A 15,804-nucleotide genomic window follows, 5' to 3' on the forward strand; every position below is an offset into this window, starting at 1 on the left:
ATTGAGTGTTTAGACGGATTGAGGTTACTTCAATAAGAGTAGCGTAGGATTGACGAGAATGGATAATGAAGGCTCACCCATCCATTGATCGATTGGCTCTAAGGGCGATCGCGTGGAGATTTAAACCGAGTTTCTCTCAGGAGCTTGGATCGGGTTCTCAAGGTAGCCACAAACCTGGTTTCTTTGTTGGTTGCGATCGCCAGATCTCCTCAATGATTCACTCTAGTGCAATTAGGGGACACAGGGGGAGTTTGCCTATTGGCTAGCGCAAAGCGCTATCTCTTAATTCTCTTTTTGTAGTATTATTTTTTACTTAAATTGCCAAATTAGAAGGAACAACTGAAGAGATTGAAAAGCATTGACCCTCTCTTTCCTGCAACTTAGGAAAAGGGAGGATCAACAAGAGTTACAGGATCGGGCAAATTGCCCGTTGTTCCCAAGCTAGATTAAGCTTCATCTAAAGCAGCAATACCGGGAAGTTCCTTACCTTCGAGCAGTTCCAAACTTGCGCCGCCACCGGTAGAAATGTGACTCATTTGATCGGCAACACCGACTTTTTCCACTGCCGCAACGGAATCGCCACCGCCGATAATGGTAGAAGCGCCGGTTTTGGTCAGTTCAGCCAAGGAGCGAGCGATCGCCTCTGTACCCTTAGCAAAGTTCTCAAACTCGAATACACCCATTGGCCCATTCCAGATTACTGTCTTACAATCAGCTAAAGCCGCCTTAAAGGTTTCCACCGAATCCGGGCCAATATCGAGTCCCATCCAACCATCAGGAATTTCCTCAACACTTACGGTTTGGGACTTGGCATCAGCCGCAAAATTATCCGCTACCACCACATCTGTGGGTAACAACAAAGCTACTCCCCGCTCTTTTGCCTTGGCTTCTAAAGCTTTGGCTAATTCCAGCTTATCTTCTTCCACCAAAGACTTACCGACATTCATGCCTCGCGCTTTATAGAATGTGAAGATCATGCCCCCACCAATCAGGAGCTTATCGCATTTTTCCAATAGGGTTTCAATAACACCAATCTTGCTTGATACTTTCGATCCGCCAATAATAGCGGCTAAGGGTCGTTGGGGACTTTCGATCGCTGCTTGCAGATACTGTAGTTCCTTCTCAATCAAAAATCCAGCGACTGAAGGCTTCAGGTATTGGGTTACCCCTTCTGTAGATGCATGGGCCCGGTGAGCTGTTCCAAAGGCATCATTAACATAAAGATCGGCAATAGAAGCTAACTGTTTCACAAACTCTGGGTCATTCGCTTCTTCTCCAGCATGGAAGCGCACATTTTCCAGTAGTACCACATCGCCATCGTTCATGCTGGCAACCGCAGCCGCGACTTCATCACCAATACAATCATTCGTTTTCTTCACCTCTTTACCCAGAAGTTCAGACAGCCGTTGAGCGACTGGAGTCAAACGCATGGACTCATTCACTTTTCCCTTGGGTCGGCCGAAGTGAGAGGTTAAAATAACTTTAGCCCCCTTGCCCGTCAAATCCTGTATGGTAGGGAGAGCGGCACGGATACGAGTATCATCAGTGATAGACCCATTATCAATGGGGACATTGAAATCCGCCCGCATGAGTACCTTCTTACCAGAGAGGTCAGAAGCCGACAAATTGGCGATCGTTTTCTTGGGCACAGGATAAACCTCCTTCAAAAAATTTTTCGTTATGTTTTTGATTACGCCATCGTCCACATTGTATAGGAGTCCGTGTCTCGGAGGTAAGACCTATGTTTAAGACTGTTCTCTTTCCGATTAACAAAAGCCAAGAAACCTTAGCAGCCACTGAGGTCGTGATGGATATTGTCAAAACCTATGGCTCTCATCTGATGCTGCTCTCTGTCCTGGAGAATGAGGTGACCGAAGAAGATGGGTCGAGAGACCCGATGACCTCCCATGAGCAAATTGCTGAACTTTTAAATAAAGTCCAAAGTGGCTTTTCTAAGAATGGCATTGAGGCTCAAATCCTGGAACGGCAAGGGAACCCGGCTTTTACTATCTGCGATGTCGCCGATGAAATGGATGTCAAGCTGATTATCATGGGAAGTCGGGGGGTTGGTCTGACGGAAGAAGGGCCAAAGGATAGTATTACCAATCAGGTGATTAACCTTTCTCCTTGTCCCGTCTTGATTATTCCCTAATGTTCCTGATTTTTTCATTCTGATTATGATTCAATGGTATCCCGGACATATTGCTAAGGCAGAACGTTCTCTAGCTGAACAACTCAAACGGGTTGATGTGGTCTTAGATGTTCGGGATATTCGCATTCCCCTGACGACGCAACACCCGAAGCTGAAGGAGTGGGTCGCTAGTCGGGAGCGGGTGCTGGTGCTGAACCGGATGGATATGATTTCCCCAGAGATGCAGGATTTATGGTTGCAGTGGTTTACGGATCGCCAAGAGAAGCCCTATTTTACCAATGCTAAATTGGGTAAGGGAATTCGAGAAGTGACCCAAGCGGCGATCGCCGCTGGTGCAGCGATGAATGAACGCCGACGTAACCGGGGAATGCGTCCGCGTCCCGTGCGAGCAGTGGTTGTGGGATTTCCCAATGTGGGTAAATCGGCCTTAATTAACCGGCTCTTGAACCGCAAAGTGGTTCACAGTGCAGCGCGTCCAGGGATCACTCGGCAATTACGCTGGATTAAAATTTCTGCTGATATTGAGTTATTAGATGCTCCTGGAGTAATTCCAGCGCGGTTAGAAGATCAACGAGATGCGGTGAAGTTAGCCATTTGTGACGATATTGGTGAAGCCAGTTATGATAATCAACGGGTGGCGATCGCCCTGTTGGACTTATTGCACCAACTGAATGCCCATGTTAATACCTTGGATAAACTGCGATCTCGCTATCAAGTCGAGCCTGAAAACCTCTCTAGTGAAGACTATTTACATACCCTTGCCCAAACCAAATATCTCGGAGATTTAGAACGCGCTGCTTGTCAACTGCTCACCGACTTTCGTAAAGGTCACTTAGGGTTATTCTCCCTGGAATTACCCCCTTTGCGATAATCTTCTATAATCTCAAGGCCAGCACTCAGTACAATAGACCTCTTACATAAGCAGGTAGAAGATATAAGATTAACTCAGGGTTTGTATGATTTAGCACAGGGAGCCAATTCTAATGGCCGATCGTTTTTTTCACCCCCCTAAAACGGTTCCTTTATCCATCTATATTCTTGTGCCTGTGGTATTGCCTATCCTGGTGGCAATGACACTCACCGGATGGCTCTCCCTACGTCAAAACCATCAGTTAGTCCAACAATTATCCCTGCAATGGATGCAGGAAGTAGCCGATAGCCTAGAAACAAGACTTACCCTGAATCTCGATTTTCCTCAAGAGCTACTCAACTCCTATCCCACCCTTCCCTTAGATGATAAGAGTGCTTTATCCAATCAAAACTGTTTTTGGCCTTTCCTCAACAGTTTTCCCCACCTTCAAGGTATTTATTTAGGATTACACGATAACGGAGACCTGCTAGCTATTCATCGTACAGAAAATGGTGAAACAATTTGTACCCAAGCTAATCGTGAAACAGAGCAACGTTTATTGTCTTATCGTCTCAACGATCAAGGTGAAATCCAAGAGCAAATTCAGGCTGCTTCTACTCCCTATGATGTGCGCCAAGAATTTTGGTATAAAAACAGCTTAATTGAAGACAACCCGACAATAACCATTATACCATCCCCTTCCCACGCTAAGAACTCTGTCCATCTCCAACTCAAGCAACCTTTATACAACACTGAACAAGAATTAGTTGCGGTCAGTAGAATGGATTTTAATCTCGATTTATTTCTTGATTATATTCAAGAAAAATCTAGGAATTTTTCCGCAAATATTCTTGTTTTTGATCCACAGCTAAACCCCTTAAATCACTCTGCATTGACTTCTGAGAAACAAAACGCTCTCGACTCCGAGTTAGTGCCTGAAATTCAAAATCATCTCCAGAATCCATCCAGCGATCGACTGCAAATCATTAACCACAATAAACAAAACTATTGGATTTTAAGTTCTCCCTATCATTGGCCTGGCGAGCAGCAATGGTGGATCGCTATCATAGTCCCGGAACAACAAATATTTAAAACCGTACAAATCAATTTTCGTAATCATCTCTTGATTAATTTATCTGCATTATTAATCGCTATCACTTGGGGAGGGTTCTGTCTTTATAAGGTGAGCTATGTTCTCAATCAGTTGAGCCAGAACGTGGAAGAAGCTCTGTATGGAAACTTGCACCTTAAAAGTTGGAATAAATCTATCGTTGATCCTCTAGATAGATTAATTAATCGTGCGCAAAGGCTATCTGATTATGGCTCTCAAATCATGGAGTCAATCCAAGAGGAAAATAAACGCTTATTAGACAAAGTAGATTCGGGGACGAATTTATTGATAGAAGCGGTAGAAAAAGCCGATCAAGCCAACCTGAAATTACAACAATCTCAATCCCTGTTAGAAAGTATTATTAACAGTTCCATGGACGGGATTATGGCGTTTCAGTCTATCCGAGATCAGCGCGGTAGTATTGTTGATTTTGAATGGATTGTTTGCAATCAGGTTTCTGCCTACTTTTTTCACATAAAAACAGTTAATCTAGTGGGTAAATCTTGGCTTCAAGAAATAAAAAGCCCTAACCTAAGAAGCTTGTTCGATCATTATGTGAGTGTGGTGGAAACAGGTAGAAATGTAGAATTAGAGTTTCCCTATGATTATCAAACAGAACGGGCTTGGTTTCATGTTATTGCGGTCAAACTAGGGGATGGCTTATCCGTGAACTTTCGGGATATTACTGACCGTAAAAAATCTGTGTTTGAACTGCGTAAAATGCTCGATGAAGTGCATAAACTTGCCAATACAGACGGCTTAACCAAAGTGGCTAACCGTCGTCAATTTGATGAATGTCTCTATCAAGAATGGTTACGTTTAAAACGCGATTGCTTACCCCTATCCATCATTTTATGTGATGTGGATTACTTTAAGCTCTATAATGACACTTATGGGCACCAAGCGGGGGATGACTGCCTGATCCAAGTTGCTCGCGCCATTCAACATTCAGTCCGACGCGCTAGTGATGTTGTTGCTCGATATGGAGGAGAAGAATTTGTTGTCCTGCTTCCGAATACGTCAGAAGACGGGGCAAAAGTGGTTGCCCAGTTAATTCAGTCCAAAATGGAAGATTTGCAAATTCCCCATGAAAGCTCGAAAGTGGCTTCAACTGTGACGATTAGCTTGGGGATTGCCACCTTAGTTCCTACCGCACAACTATCTAAAGAAAGCTTGATTGCTCTAGCGGATGAAGCCTTATATGAAGCTAAGGAACAAGGACGAAATCAATTTGTAGTCAAATCTTAATCTGGGGCAGGTAACGTAACAAAATGTTGCAAGTCTTTGAAAACTATTGAGAAATGGGCCAAAGTCCTCTACTGCCTTTACCCTGGTTCATTAAAATAATGTTAACTTTCCCCAATACCAACTTATGAACGATCAACAGAGCTATCGTCTCCATTGCACCCTCTCCTTTGGAGATATCTACGGACAAATCATTGTCTGGTTAATTGTAATTTTCATCAGTTTAGCAGCCGCCTTGGCCTTAATGGGTGCAGGGAGTCCGGTTTATGCCTTAGCCACGGTGGGATTAATTCTCGTTCTTTCTTTACCATTTCTGTTGTTTAGTTTTGTGACGACCTTACTCAACCATATTGAATTTATGCCGGTTGAAGAGCGCCAGCAAAAACGCTCCTCTCGTGCAGGAGCATCCCAAAATCCAGCACAAGCAGCCGGTTAACCGGATTCGTAATGGTATTGTTGTAGGGGCGAAGGGCCCCTACTAATTGCCTGTTTCTTGACCCAGTTGGAGAAGATCAACCAAACCATGTTAGAGCATGATGTAATCATTGTTGGCGGTGGACTGGCCGGATGTCGTGCGGCTGTGGAAATTGCCCGCACCGATCCTAGTCTGAACGTTGCTGTAGTGGCTAAAACTCATCCGATTCGATCGCACTCGGTGGCGGCTCAAGGGGGTATTGCGGCTACGTTGAAGAATGTCGATTCTGAGGATAGTTGGGAAGCTCACGCCTTTGATACAGTGAAAGGCTCCGACTATTTAGCAGATCAGGATGCGGTAGAAATTTTAGCCAAGGAAGCTCCGGATGTGGTGATCGATTTGGAGCATTTGGGGGTTCTATTTTCCCGTCTACCCGATGGTCGCATTGCTCAACGAGCTTTTGGGGGCCATTCCTATCGCCGCACCTGCTACGCTGCCGATAAAACGGGCCATGCGATTCTTCATGAGTTGGTGAATAATCTGCGACGCTACGGGGTAAAAGTCTATCAGGAATGGTATGTGATGCGCTTGATCCTGGAAGAGGGAGAAGCGAAGGGTTTGGTGATGTACCATATCATGGATGGTCGCTTGAAGGTGGTGCGAGCGAAGGCGGTCATGTTAGCGACTGGGGGCTATGGCCGGGTGTTTAATACCACTTCCAATGATTTTGCCTCGACGGGAGATGGGTTAGCAATGGTCGCTCAAGCAGGTCTCCCCCTTCAAGATATGGAGTTTGTACAGTTCCATCCGACGGGATTATATCCAGTTGGGGTGTTGATTTCCGAGGCAGTCCGGGGCGAGGGAGCTTATTTACGCAACAGTGAGGGGAATCGCTTCATGGAACAGTATGCCCCAAGCAAAATGGAGTTAGCTCCCAGGGATATTACGTCTAGAGCTATTACTCTGGAAATCCGCGCCGGTCGTGGCATTCATACCGATGGCAGTGCGGGCGGCCCCTTTGTGCATTTGGATCTGCGCCACATGGGGCGGGAAAAAATTATGAGCCGCATTCCGTTTTGTTGGGAAGAGGCCCATCGCTTGGTGGGTGTGGATGCGGTGGAGGAACCGATGCCAGTGCGTCCCACGGCCCATTATTCTATGGGAGGTATTCCGGTGGATACGGATGGTCGGGTACGCAGTGGGGTAGAGGGATTTGTAGAAGCTTTATTTGCGGCTGGAGAATCCGCTTGTGTGTCAGTGCATGGGGCGAATCGTTTGGGGAGTAATTCCCTGCTCGAATGCGTGGTTTATGGCAAACGGACGGGGGCGGCGATCGCCCAATATGTCCAATCTCGTAAGTTACCCAGTTTAGAGGAAGGGCCTTATCTGCAAGAGGCACAGGAGCAAATTCAAGCGTTATTAGACCAACAGGGAGAACAGCGTATTAATCCCTTGTGCCAAGCATTTCAAGATGCCATGAGCCAATATTGTGGCGTGTTCCGCGACCAGGAATCGATGGAGAAGGGGTTAGAGATTACACAAGAGTTGCAACAGCAATATGGCACGATTTATCTTGGCGATCGCGGGTCTTTGTGGAATACGGAGATTATCGAGGCCCTTGAGCTGAAAAATATTATGGTGGTTGGCCGCATGATCCTCACCTCTGCTCTCAACCGTCAGGAGAGTCGGGGGGCCCATTCCCGCGAAGATTATCCCCAACGGGACGATCCGAACTTCCTCAAGCATTCTTTGGCGTTTTATTCGGCCGCAGGCATTGATATTCAATATCGTCCGGTGACGCTGACCCAGTTTGAACCGCAGGAGAGGAAGTATTAATTTGGTCATGGGGTGGGGGCGGGTTTACGGAATTCATTTGTAGGTATCGTAGATTTGGGTATAACCCGCCCCTACTCGATCAGCGATCGCCTTCTTCTCCTGCCCACCCTATCCGCTTGTAATCCTTCATCAACCCTATAATTTAAAGTGTAGGAGTAATAATATGACTCATCATCAGAGATATGGCCGCTGAACATCTTGATTCATTAGTAAGTGTTGGCAAACAATCTGCATATAGTGAGTTAATCGATGTATGGGATGAATGCCAAATTCCAGGTTGGGATGGTTATGATGCTTGTCCTGTCCAGAAAGAGACTTTTGAACATGCTTGGGCTGTTGTTGCCGCTTTACCGATTACTTATCCAGTGCCATCATGCAATGCAGAACCAGATGGCCATATCACGTTGGAATGGTATCGCCATCCTCGTTGGATACTTTCTGTGAGTGTAAGTCCAGAAGGATGGCTTTACTATGCGGGTTTATTTGGAGAGAGTATCACTCAAGGTTCTGAATATTTTTTGGGTGATGTCCCAAAAACTATTCTCGATTTGATTGAGAAAGTAAATACCAAGGCAATATAGATTACACAATGCTCGATCCTGCAAATGTTCCACCGGTTGAAGAGACAGAGATATTGAGTCGCTATGTTCTACAAAGTAGACATTTCCGCAAAGACAAAACCCCTAGACCAGATTTGTTCATACCTCATCCCCATAAAGATTTATCCGTTACTCGCCACAGAGATGCTACAGAAGATGAACTTTGGCAGGTCGGTAAAGATGTTGCCCAACAAACCAATAAAACACTTTATGGTCGGTTTGAGATTGAAGCAAAAGATTGTGAAATTGAATCTTTGAAAGTAGAAGCAAAGCCTTTGGAGGGCAATCCCAATCATGCAGATATTACCGGTTGGCCATCTGATAAACCGGCTCAGAAAGCTTTGGCTCTACAAATTGCAGCATCCAAAACGATGAGCCAATTTATTCCCAATCCTGGGGGAACTGACTAGATTAATACATAATATCAGGTCAGATCGTCGGGATTGATTCCCAGTTGTTGCAGGTGTTCTCTTAATTGTTGAATCTTCTGATTTTGTTCCTCAACAAGGGTTTCGGCTAGGTTTGCTCTCTCCCGTTCGCGATCGCGCTCCGACTCAGCCTGATTTGCCCTCTCTTGCTCTAGCAGAGCCAGTTCTTCTGGTAACAAGATCAAATTGTCCTCTGGATCGTAAAAACGCAACCAAGGGGCATTTTCTTTCATCAACTCCCCTTGCCAAGTGCCCACCCATAATCCCAAACTTGCACACCATAACCACCCGTACTGATTAGGGCTAATTTCCTCATATGTGCGGTTAACACCTAAACGCCATCCCTGTAATGAGTTAGAGTCAAAGGGATTGTAGACAAAATAATCGCTGGTTTTAAAGGTTTGTTCGTATAACCTTTTCTTTTCATTGAGATCCTGTTGGGCAGTTGAGGGTGACATCAATTCGACAATGACATCAGGATAGCGTCCTTTCTCTTCCCACACGATCCAACTGCGGCGCTCTAGGGTTCCATCTACATTTAAGACGACAAAAAAATCCGGCCCGCGAAAGTCTTTGTTTTTGACTTGTGCGCTACTGTAGTAGACAAACATATTGCCACTACTATAGTAATCGTTGCGTCCTTGATAAGCCTGGTGCAAGGAGGAAATCAAGACATTCATGCCGATGCGATGACGATTGCTTTCCAAGGGTTCTCCGTCGTCATAAGGTAAATCAGTGGGTGGAAGAGGAATGACTTCTTCTTCAAGGGTTTCGGTTTGAGGTTGTTGTTCATCTATCAATTGAACCGACATTGTTTTTTTCCTCAATACTGAATTTATCGTAGTATAGCACTATGCTTGGCGATCGCCCTTTTCCCAGCCTCGAATTTCCGATAGGGTATACAGAGGACGGCCTTTGACTTGTTCGTAGATGCGACCGATATATTCGCCCAGAATGCCGATGCTGACAAGTTGTATGGCTCCCAGGAAGAAGATGGCAATCAGGATAGTGGCGAACCCGGTGAGGGGAGCAGTGGGAGCGACGATGCGCCAATAGAGGACTAATACTGCCATCAAAAGGGCGATCGCTGCAGCCGCTAAACCAACGTAAGTGGATAAACGCAGGGGGACTTTGGAAAAAGATACGATGCCGTTAATGGCCAGAGATAATGATTTGGTAAAGGTGTATTTGACTTCACCAGAAAATCGGGGGCTGCGCTCGTATAAAATAGCTGTTTGCTGGAAGCCAATCCAAGCTCGCAGACCTCGAATGTAGCGATCGCGCTCTGGCATCTGATTTAAAATATCCACCACACACCGATCCATTAAACAAAAGTCACCTGTATCCGTAGGAATCTCCACATCTGATAGATATTTCAGTATCCGATAAAACAAGTAGGCCGTCCATCGCTTCCGCCTCTTTTCTTGATGTCGGCGCGTTCTTTGGGCATAGACCACTTGATAGCCCTGTTGCCATTTTTCCAGCATTTCTGGAATTAATTCCGGAGGATCTTGTAAATCTGCATCTAAGATGACCACTGCTTTACCGCGCGCATAATTTAAACCCGCAGTTACGGCAATTTGGTGACCAAAATTACGGGCAAAACTGAGATAACAAACCCGGTTGTCCCTCTGATACAATTCCCGCAATAAACGTAAGGAAGCATCCGTACTGCCATCATTAACTAGAATTAATTCCGTCTGTCCCTCTAATTGGTTCATCACCGACTTGAGACGATTATACAGCTCAGGAATCGTATTTTCTTCATTATAAATGGGAACAATGAAGGAATAAATAGGCTTGACAAACGGTTCCATTTTTGTTTAGGATTTCTCCTTATTTATTCAGATGCAAGATCGGGTGTAGATTAGGGGCATGATTAAACCTAATTTTATTAAACCATGGTTGGGGCACATCATTTGTTTGATGCTTCTCGTCATTACGGTTTGCAGTGGTACAATGCTTTATGTCTCCAGCGAACAGTATTTTCACTTTTGGGATTTTGCCGCTTATCAAATGTGGGCGCAACAAAGTTTTACTGCTTTTAGTCAATCTTGGTCAATCGGTTGGCAGGAACTGCAAGCGTCTTTTTACCATAATTATAACAAGCTGTATACATTACCCTTACTTCCAGGGTTTTGGCTATTTGGAGACTCTCGGTTAGGCTATATCCTCAGTTTGGCGATCGCCTATTTAATTCCCTTTACGTTAGTCATGGGCGCGATCGCCACCCAGCTTATCCGTATTTATCCGAGTATTGTCTTCTGGTCAACCGTATTTTTCACCCTCTGTATTCCCGCCAGTTGGTTACCTACATTACAGGGGTATCCAGACACTGGAGCCGCCCTATTCATCGCTCTAGCACTTTGGATTTACTTAAAAAATATACGCTTAAAACACTGGTGGCAAATCCCCTTAATTGGGATTTTATTAACCTTAGCCTTTTTATGGCGTAGGCATTTTGCCTATTCAGGAATTGCCCTCATTTTAACCTTAATCATTCAAGGCATCGTCACCTATTTTCAAGACAAGAATCAAGCATCACCTAAAGTTATCAAGAACCTGATTCAATATCAAATTAAAGTCGCGTTAATTGGCTTAACCAGCTTTCTCACCTTAGCCGCGATCGCTCGACCCTATTTAGCCATGGCAACCCAAAGGAATTATAACACTCTTTATGAATCCTATGTTATGCCCTATGGGAAACTCTTTCATCAATATGCTGATTTTTATGGACTTGGTTTACTGATCTTTAGTGCAATAGGTTTTATTCTCGCTTGGAGGAGCAAGAATCAGATCGGCATATTCTCGCACCCGTCTTATATGATTCTATTGATTTTTTATCTGATCTGTGCAATGGAATGGATCGGAATTCTGCGCTATATGGGTGTTCAATACACCCTGCATTTTACTCCCTTGATGATTTTGGGTTTAATCACCCTAATTTGGGCAATGATTAGCTTGATTAAACTGCCTATCAGAAATCTTTTAATTGGCACAGTTCTTGGCTATTTAGCCCTCAACCTAACCCTATCTTTCACTTCCTTAGGACAACCCTTAAGCCTAACTCCAGCAAAAACACTCGTTTCTTTACATGCACCACCTCCCTACCGATCTGATTATCCTGAGTTAGTGCGACTGATGCAAGCATTACATCGCCTTGCCCCCAATCAAGAACCTTTATATTTGGTCGGATCTTCTCCTATTTTTAATAACTCCTTAATGGTTTCAGCAGAACAAGAATTATATGGTCAAGATAGTTCTCAACTCTATATCCTACAAACTCCAACACTAGACTCTCAAGATTGGTATCCTCTAGAACAGTTTTTACAGGCAAAGTATGTAATTATTGCCCAACCTTTTCAACATAATATTGCCATTGAAGAAACAGGGGTAGAGAAAGTCATTTATGATCTTTTTAATGAGAATTGGCCAATCGCAGCAGACTTTAAGCAATTACCTCTAGAATTTGAACTGGAAAATAACATCAAGCTGGTCATTTATCAGCGACTGCAAGATACTTCGGCAGAAAGTGCATGGAAAACTTTTATACGGATGAAAGAGGTCATCGGCGATCGCCCGGGAAGTCAAGAAAATTGGATTATCCTGAACCCTAACTTTAAAGTATCCATTTTACCGGGACATACAACCTATACCCTCTCTACCTATTTTAACGATCAAAATTACGATCAATCCCTAGATATTCTCTGGATTGACAATCTGCCCAATCCCTTGACCTTAACAGGATTACCTCGCTTTTCAACTGACCTTTGTCCGGAATTCAGCTTGCAATTTTCTTGGATTAGTCCCCAAGGAGAATCAAAAACCTCTGCCGGAACCACCTTTAGTTTTTATGATGCCCCTGTCTTTGAACTTCCTTTAGAGCGTCTTCCGGAAGGCTATCTCAATCTCAGTTTAAGGGTAACCGAGCCTCAATCATTCACGACCCCTTGTTATCTAGGAATTAATCAACTAAACTTAAAACAGAATCCCTAAAAAAAAATCCCTTTGCCAATTTTTAAGCCCAATCCAAGCACAGTTACGGCAAAATAGCAAAGGTATTGTAAAAGATGAGTGTATAATGTCAGAAGAAACCTTAAAAAAAGAACGAGACTTTCACGATCAATGGGCATCTATCATTGATATTGACCAAATTCAGGTAACCGATTATTTTGAAGCTTGCACGGCTCCCGAAAATCGATTTATCTTACATCACTTGGGAGATGTGAAAGGCAAAAGTTTATTAGATGTCGGGTGTGGAGCTGGGGAAAATAGTGTTTATTTTGCCCAAAAAGGTGCTCAATGTGTGGCTTCTGACTATTCTCCGGGCATGGTAGAAGTCGCCTTGAAATTAGCCGAAAAAAATGGGGTGAGTATCGAAGGTCATGTGGGGAATGCCATGGCTTTCAATTTCCCTGACAATAGTTTTGATATCGTTTATGTCGCTAATCTTTTACATCATCTTCCCGATCCGAAGTTAGCGCTCCAAGAATTGCATCGAGTCGTTAAACCAGAGGGAAAGATCTGTTTTTGGGAACCATTAAAACACAATCCAATCATTAATGTCTATCGGCGAATGGCGACTGAAGTACGAACGGAAGACGAACATCCTTTGGATATTAATATTATTCCCTTTGTAGAGTCTTTATTCGAGCGAACTCAATGGGATACCTTTTGGATTGCTACCTTGTGGATTTTCCTGCGCTTTTATTTGATTGAACGGGTTAATCCTAATGAGGAGCGCTATTGGAAAAAGATTATCCTCGAAAAGGATCGATTGGAACCCGAATATCGGCGACTAGAAGAGATGGATCGGTGGCTGAAACAGATTCCAGGGATGAAGCGGATGGCGTGGAATTTAGCAGTTGTGGCGACAAAGTAAGAACGGTCTCAATTCTGTTTAAATTTCACAGGAAGTCGCACAGTAAACGTTGTGCCTTGGTTCACCTGACTTTTAACTTGAATGGTTCCTTGTTGCAGTTCAACAAATTGTTTAACAATGCTCAAACCTAATCCTGTACCAGGAATGTTGCTCACATTACGCCCTCGGTGAAATAACTCGAATAAATGGGGTTTGTCTTCGGAGGGAATACCAATGCCTTCATCTTGAATGGTGAAAATGACATGGTTTTGACGCTTGGCGAATTTGAGACGAATAGCCTTGTGTGTCGGGGTATAGCGGAGTGCATTGGAGAGAAGGTTATTGAGGATAGAGCGAAGGAGTCGTTCATCACAATAGGCGATCGCCTGGCGAGAGCGGCTGATAAACTCAATAGGGGACTCTGGCCGAGTATACTGGCGTTCGGCTAACAACTGGCGGCAAAATTGAATAAAATCCAGAGGTTGGGGCTTGATTTCTAGCACCTTTGCCTCAATTTTGCCGATGACGAGGATATCATCAATCATCTGAGTCATGCGTTCTACGTTATTATTGATGCCCAAAAGATAATCTGCTTTTTCTACCGCAGTCAGTTGCAAATCATAGCGTTTCAGGGAAGAAACCGACAGGGTAATGTTATTGAGGGGGTTGCGAAATTCATGGCAGAGCATGGCGATAAAGCGCGATCGCATTTCGCTTAATTCTTGCAATTGTTGGTTAACCTGCCGGAGTTTAGCGGTGCGCTCTTGTACTTTAAGTTCTAACTCCTCATTGCTGCGCTGTAGGACTTCCTCCGCCCAACGACGCTGAGAAATATCCCGAAACGTCACTACCGCACCAATGAGCCGCCCATTATCCTCTCGCATGGGAGTACTGATGTATTCTACGGGAAAACTCGTGCCATCTTTACGCCAAAATACTTCAGTCGTCACTCGATGGGTACTGCCATCTTGTAGAGCAGCATAAATGGGACAATCTTCCCGGCAATAGTGTGTTCCATCTGCATGGGAATGATGCAAGACGGCGTGCATCGACATGCCGATTAATTCCTCAGTTGACCAATCAATCATAGCAGCAGCAGCAGGATTGACAAATGTCACATTTCCCTCTAAATCAAGACCATAAACTCCTTCTCCCACAGCATTGAGAATAAGCTGATGCTGACGGAGTAATTGGGTAAAGTCTTGGGCTACCGGTTGATCCAGGGGAGTCGAGGGTGGAGTCGCAGACGTTGGGAACCAAGCATAATTAGTCATCTGAACAGTATGTTATAGCGCTTTGGGCAAGCAGATATGAAATGTGGGGCTAAGGAGTCAACCCTGTTTCCCAAAAATCCTCTTTTTTCAACTTTCTGATCTCTTTTGACCTAAAAAGTGTAATGGGCTACATCATAAGAGAGCAAATTCGATCTTAATAAACTCAATCAAAAATAGTCTTATATTCATAACCTGGGAGAGTAATGAAAACGATCCTCATTATTGAAGATGAACGTCAAACTCGCAATATTTTTTTGAGATCCCTAGAGTTTGAAGGCTTTTGTGCCTATGGAGCCAGTAAGGGTTCTGAAGGGGTGCAATTGGCTCGCCATCATCGACCGCACTTAGTCGTGTGTGACATTATGATGCCAGATATGGACGGCTATACGGTTCTGTCGCAACTTCGTAGTTCTCCAGAAACCGCAGGAATTCCCCTAATCTTTTTAACGGCTAAAGTTACCATGGCTGATTTACGTCAAGGGATGGAATTAGGTGCTGATGATTATTTGACCAAACCCTGTACCGTAGAGCAATTTTTGTCCGCGATCGCCACTCGCCTGAAACGCCAAGATGATCTGCTAAAATTATATGGGCGATCGCCTCAGCAATACCCAGACCCTAAAGGCTCCCCATCTAGTTCTGCTTCTAGCATTTTTCCCCATTGTCCTAAATTAGTTCAGGTCTTCCGCTTTATTGAAACTTCCTATCACAAACCCATCAATCTCAATGACGTTGCCCAAGCGGCGGGCTATTCACCAGCCTATTTAACCCACCTGGTTCAAAAACAGACTGGACACACCGTCAAACAATGGATTATTAAGCAACGCATGGCAAAAGCTTGTCAGCTTTTACAAACCACCCAAGAAACCATACGACAAGTCGCTGAACGCTCCGGCTATCCCGATGCTGGATACTTTACCCGCCAATTTCGGCAGATTCATGGCATTTCCCCCCTATCCTGGAGACAGCAATTTCTCTCACCATCGCCTGAATAACAATCATATCTAAAAAGAACGATCTGTATCTCAATTAA

At 44.4% G+C, this 15,804-nt stretch carries 14 protein-coding genes; 10 read left to right on the plus strand and 4 right to left on the minus strand.

Annotated elements, in window-relative coordinates; genetic code table 11:
* Positions 1 to 446: 446 nt before the first annotated feature.
* On the minus strand, positions 447 to 1,649 hold the full coding sequence (locus PN466_RS13920; protein WP_271940239.1) for a phosphoglycerate kinase: 1,203 nt from the start codon (positions 1,647 to 1,649) through the stop codon (positions 447 to 449).
* Between the two features lie 92 nt (positions 1,650 to 1,741).
* On the opposite strand from PN466_RS13920, the gene PN466_RS13925 reads away from it, so the two are divergent.
* The 7 genes from PN466_RS13925 to PN466_RS13955 all read left to right on the plus strand — a co-directional run bounded on the left by PN466_RS13925 (position 1,742) and on the right by PN466_RS13955 (position 8,618).
* The gene (locus PN466_RS13925; protein ID WP_271940240.1) at positions 1,742 to 2,152 is read left to right on the plus strand and encodes a universal stress protein; all 411 of its coding nucleotides are present in this window, start codon (positions 1,742 to 1,744) and stop codon (positions 2,150 to 2,152) included.
* Between the two features lie 25 nt (positions 2,153 to 2,177).
* Positions 2,178 to 3,023 (plus strand): ribosome biogenesis GTPase YlqF, encoded by an 846-nt coding sequence (ylqF, locus tag PN466_RS13930; RefSeq protein ID WP_278003092.1) that lies wholly within the window; start codon positions 2,178 to 2,180, stop codon positions 3,021 to 3,023.
* Between the two features lie 112 nt (positions 3,024 to 3,135).
* On the plus strand, positions 3,136 to 5,361 hold the full coding sequence (locus PN466_RS13935) for a diguanylate cyclase (RefSeq protein WP_271940241.1): 2,226 nt from the start codon (positions 3,136 to 3,138) through the stop codon (positions 5,359 to 5,361).
* Positions 5,362 to 5,485: 124 nt separating this feature from the next.
* Positions 5,486 to 5,794, plus strand: a complete 309-nt coding sequence (locus PN466_RS13940) for a hypothetical protein (protein ID WP_271940242.1) — start codon at positions 5,486 to 5,488, stop codon at positions 5,792 to 5,794.
* 87 nt (positions 5,795 to 5,881) lie between these two features.
* The gene (locus tag PN466_RS13945; RefSeq protein ID WP_271940243.1) at positions 5,882 to 7,609 is read left to right on the plus strand and encodes a succinate dehydrogenase/fumarate reductase flavoprotein subunit; all 1,728 of its coding nucleotides are present in this window, start codon (positions 5,882 to 5,884) and stop codon (positions 7,607 to 7,609) included.
* 182 nt (positions 7,610 to 7,791) lie between these two features.
* Complete coding sequence (locus tag PN466_RS13950) at positions 7,792 to 8,190, plus strand: hypothetical protein (protein ID WP_271940244.1); 399 nt, start codon at positions 7,792 to 7,794, stop codon at positions 8,188 to 8,190.
* Positions 8,191 to 8,198: 8 nt separating this feature from the next.
* Positions 8,199 to 8,618 (plus strand): hypothetical protein, encoded by a 420-nt coding sequence (locus PN466_RS13955; protein ID WP_271940245.1) that lies wholly within the window; start codon positions 8,199 to 8,201, stop codon positions 8,616 to 8,618.
* Between the two features lie 14 nt (positions 8,619 to 8,632).
* On the opposite strand, the gene PN466_RS13960 is transcribed toward PN466_RS13955, so the two are convergent.
* Positions 8,633 to 9,448: a Uma2 family endonuclease gene (locus PN466_RS13960; RefSeq protein WP_271940246.1), complete on the minus strand. Its 816-nt coding sequence runs from the start codon at positions 9,446 to 9,448 to the stop codon at positions 8,633 to 8,635.
* Positions 9,449 to 9,487: 39 nt separating this feature from the next.
* Positions 9,488 to 10,453 carry a glycosyltransferase family 2 protein gene (locus PN466_RS13965; protein ID WP_271940247.1) on the minus strand — a complete coding sequence of 322 codons (966 nt, stop codon included), beginning with the start codon at positions 10,451 to 10,453 and terminating at the stop codon, positions 9,488 to 9,490.
* A 58-nt stretch (positions 10,454 to 10,511) separates the two neighbouring features.
* Between PN466_RS13965 and PN466_RS13970 the strand changes: the two genes are divergently transcribed.
* Both PN466_RS13970 and PN466_RS13975 read left to right on the plus strand, forming a co-directional pair.
* Complete coding sequence (locus PN466_RS13970; RefSeq protein WP_271940248.1) at positions 10,512 to 12,632, plus strand: hypothetical protein; 2,121 nt, start codon at positions 10,512 to 10,514, stop codon at positions 12,630 to 12,632.
* Between the two features lie 85 nt (positions 12,633 to 12,717).
* Complete coding sequence (locus PN466_RS13975) at positions 12,718 to 13,518, plus strand: class I SAM-dependent methyltransferase (RefSeq protein ID WP_271940249.1); 801 nt, start codon at positions 12,718 to 12,720, stop codon at positions 13,516 to 13,518.
* An 8-nt stretch (positions 13,519 to 13,526) separates the two neighbouring features.
* Here the strand turns inward: PN466_RS13975 and PN466_RS13980 are convergent, their stop codons facing one another.
* A complete protein-coding gene (locus PN466_RS13980) occupies positions 13,527 to 14,771 on the minus strand; it encodes a PAS domain-containing sensor histidine kinase (protein WP_271940250.1) in 1,245 nt (414 codons plus the stop codon).
* Positions 14,772 to 14,974: 203 nt separating this feature from the next.
* On the opposite strand from PN466_RS13980, the gene PN466_RS13985 reads away from it, so the two are divergent.
* Positions 14,975 to 15,766: a response regulator transcription factor gene (locus PN466_RS13985; protein WP_271940251.1), complete on the plus strand. Its 792-nt coding sequence runs from the start codon at positions 14,975 to 14,977 to the stop codon at positions 15,764 to 15,766.
* Positions 15,767 to 15,804: the final 38 nt, after the last annotated feature.

Origin of the sequence: Roseofilum reptotaenium CS-1145 (genome assembly GCF_028330985.1) — a bacterium.
GTDB lineage: Bacteria > Cyanobacteriota > Cyanobacteriia > Cyanobacteriales > Desertifilaceae > Roseofilum > Roseofilum reptotaenium.

Coding starts and splice junctions, on each gene's coding strand:
- PN466_RS13985 (WP_271940251.1), top strand. CDS start 14,975: ATGAAAACGATCCTCATTATTGAAGATGAACGTCAAACTCGCAATATT.
- PN466_RS13950 (WP_271940244.1), top strand. CDS start 7,792: ATGGCCGCTGAACATCTTGATTCATTAGTAAGTGTTGGCAAACAATCT.
- PN466_RS13960 (WP_271940246.1), bottom strand. CDS start 9,448: ATGTCGGTTCAATTGATAGATGAACAACAACCTCAAACCGAAACCCTT.
- PN466_RS13965 (WP_271940247.1), bottom strand. CDS start 10,453: ATGGAACCGTTTGTCAAGCCTATTTATTCCTTCATTGTTCCCATTTAT.
- PN466_RS13970 (WP_271940248.1), top strand. CDS start 10,512: ATGATTAAACCTAATTTTATTAAACCATGGTTGGGGCACATCATTTGT.
- PN466_RS13940 (WP_271940242.1), top strand. CDS start 5,486: ATGAACGATCAACAGAGCTATCGTCTCCATTGCACCCTCTCCTTTGGA.
- PN466_RS13980 (WP_271940250.1), bottom strand. CDS start 14,771: ATGACTAATTATGCTTGGTTCCCAACGTCTGCGACTCCACCCTCGACT.
- PN466_RS13945 (WP_271940243.1), top strand. CDS start 5,882: ATGTTAGAGCATGATGTAATCATTGTTGGCGGTGGACTGGCCGGATGT.
- PN466_RS13975 (WP_271940249.1), top strand. CDS start 12,718: ATGTCAGAAGAAACCTTAAAAAAAGAACGAGACTTTCACGATCAATGG.
- PN466_RS13955 (WP_271940245.1), top strand. CDS start 8,199: ATGCTCGATCCTGCAAATGTTCCACCGGTTGAAGAGACAGAGATATTG.
- PN466_RS13935 (WP_271940241.1), top strand. CDS start 3,136: ATGGCCGATCGTTTTTTTCACCCCCCTAAAACGGTTCCTTTATCCATC.
- PN466_RS13925 (WP_271940240.1), top strand. CDS start 1,742: ATGTTTAAGACTGTTCTCTTTCCGATTAACAAAAGCCAAGAAACCTTA.
- ylqF (WP_278003092.1), top strand. CDS start 2,178: ATGATTCAATGGTATCCCGGACATATTGCTAAGGCAGAACGTTCTCTA.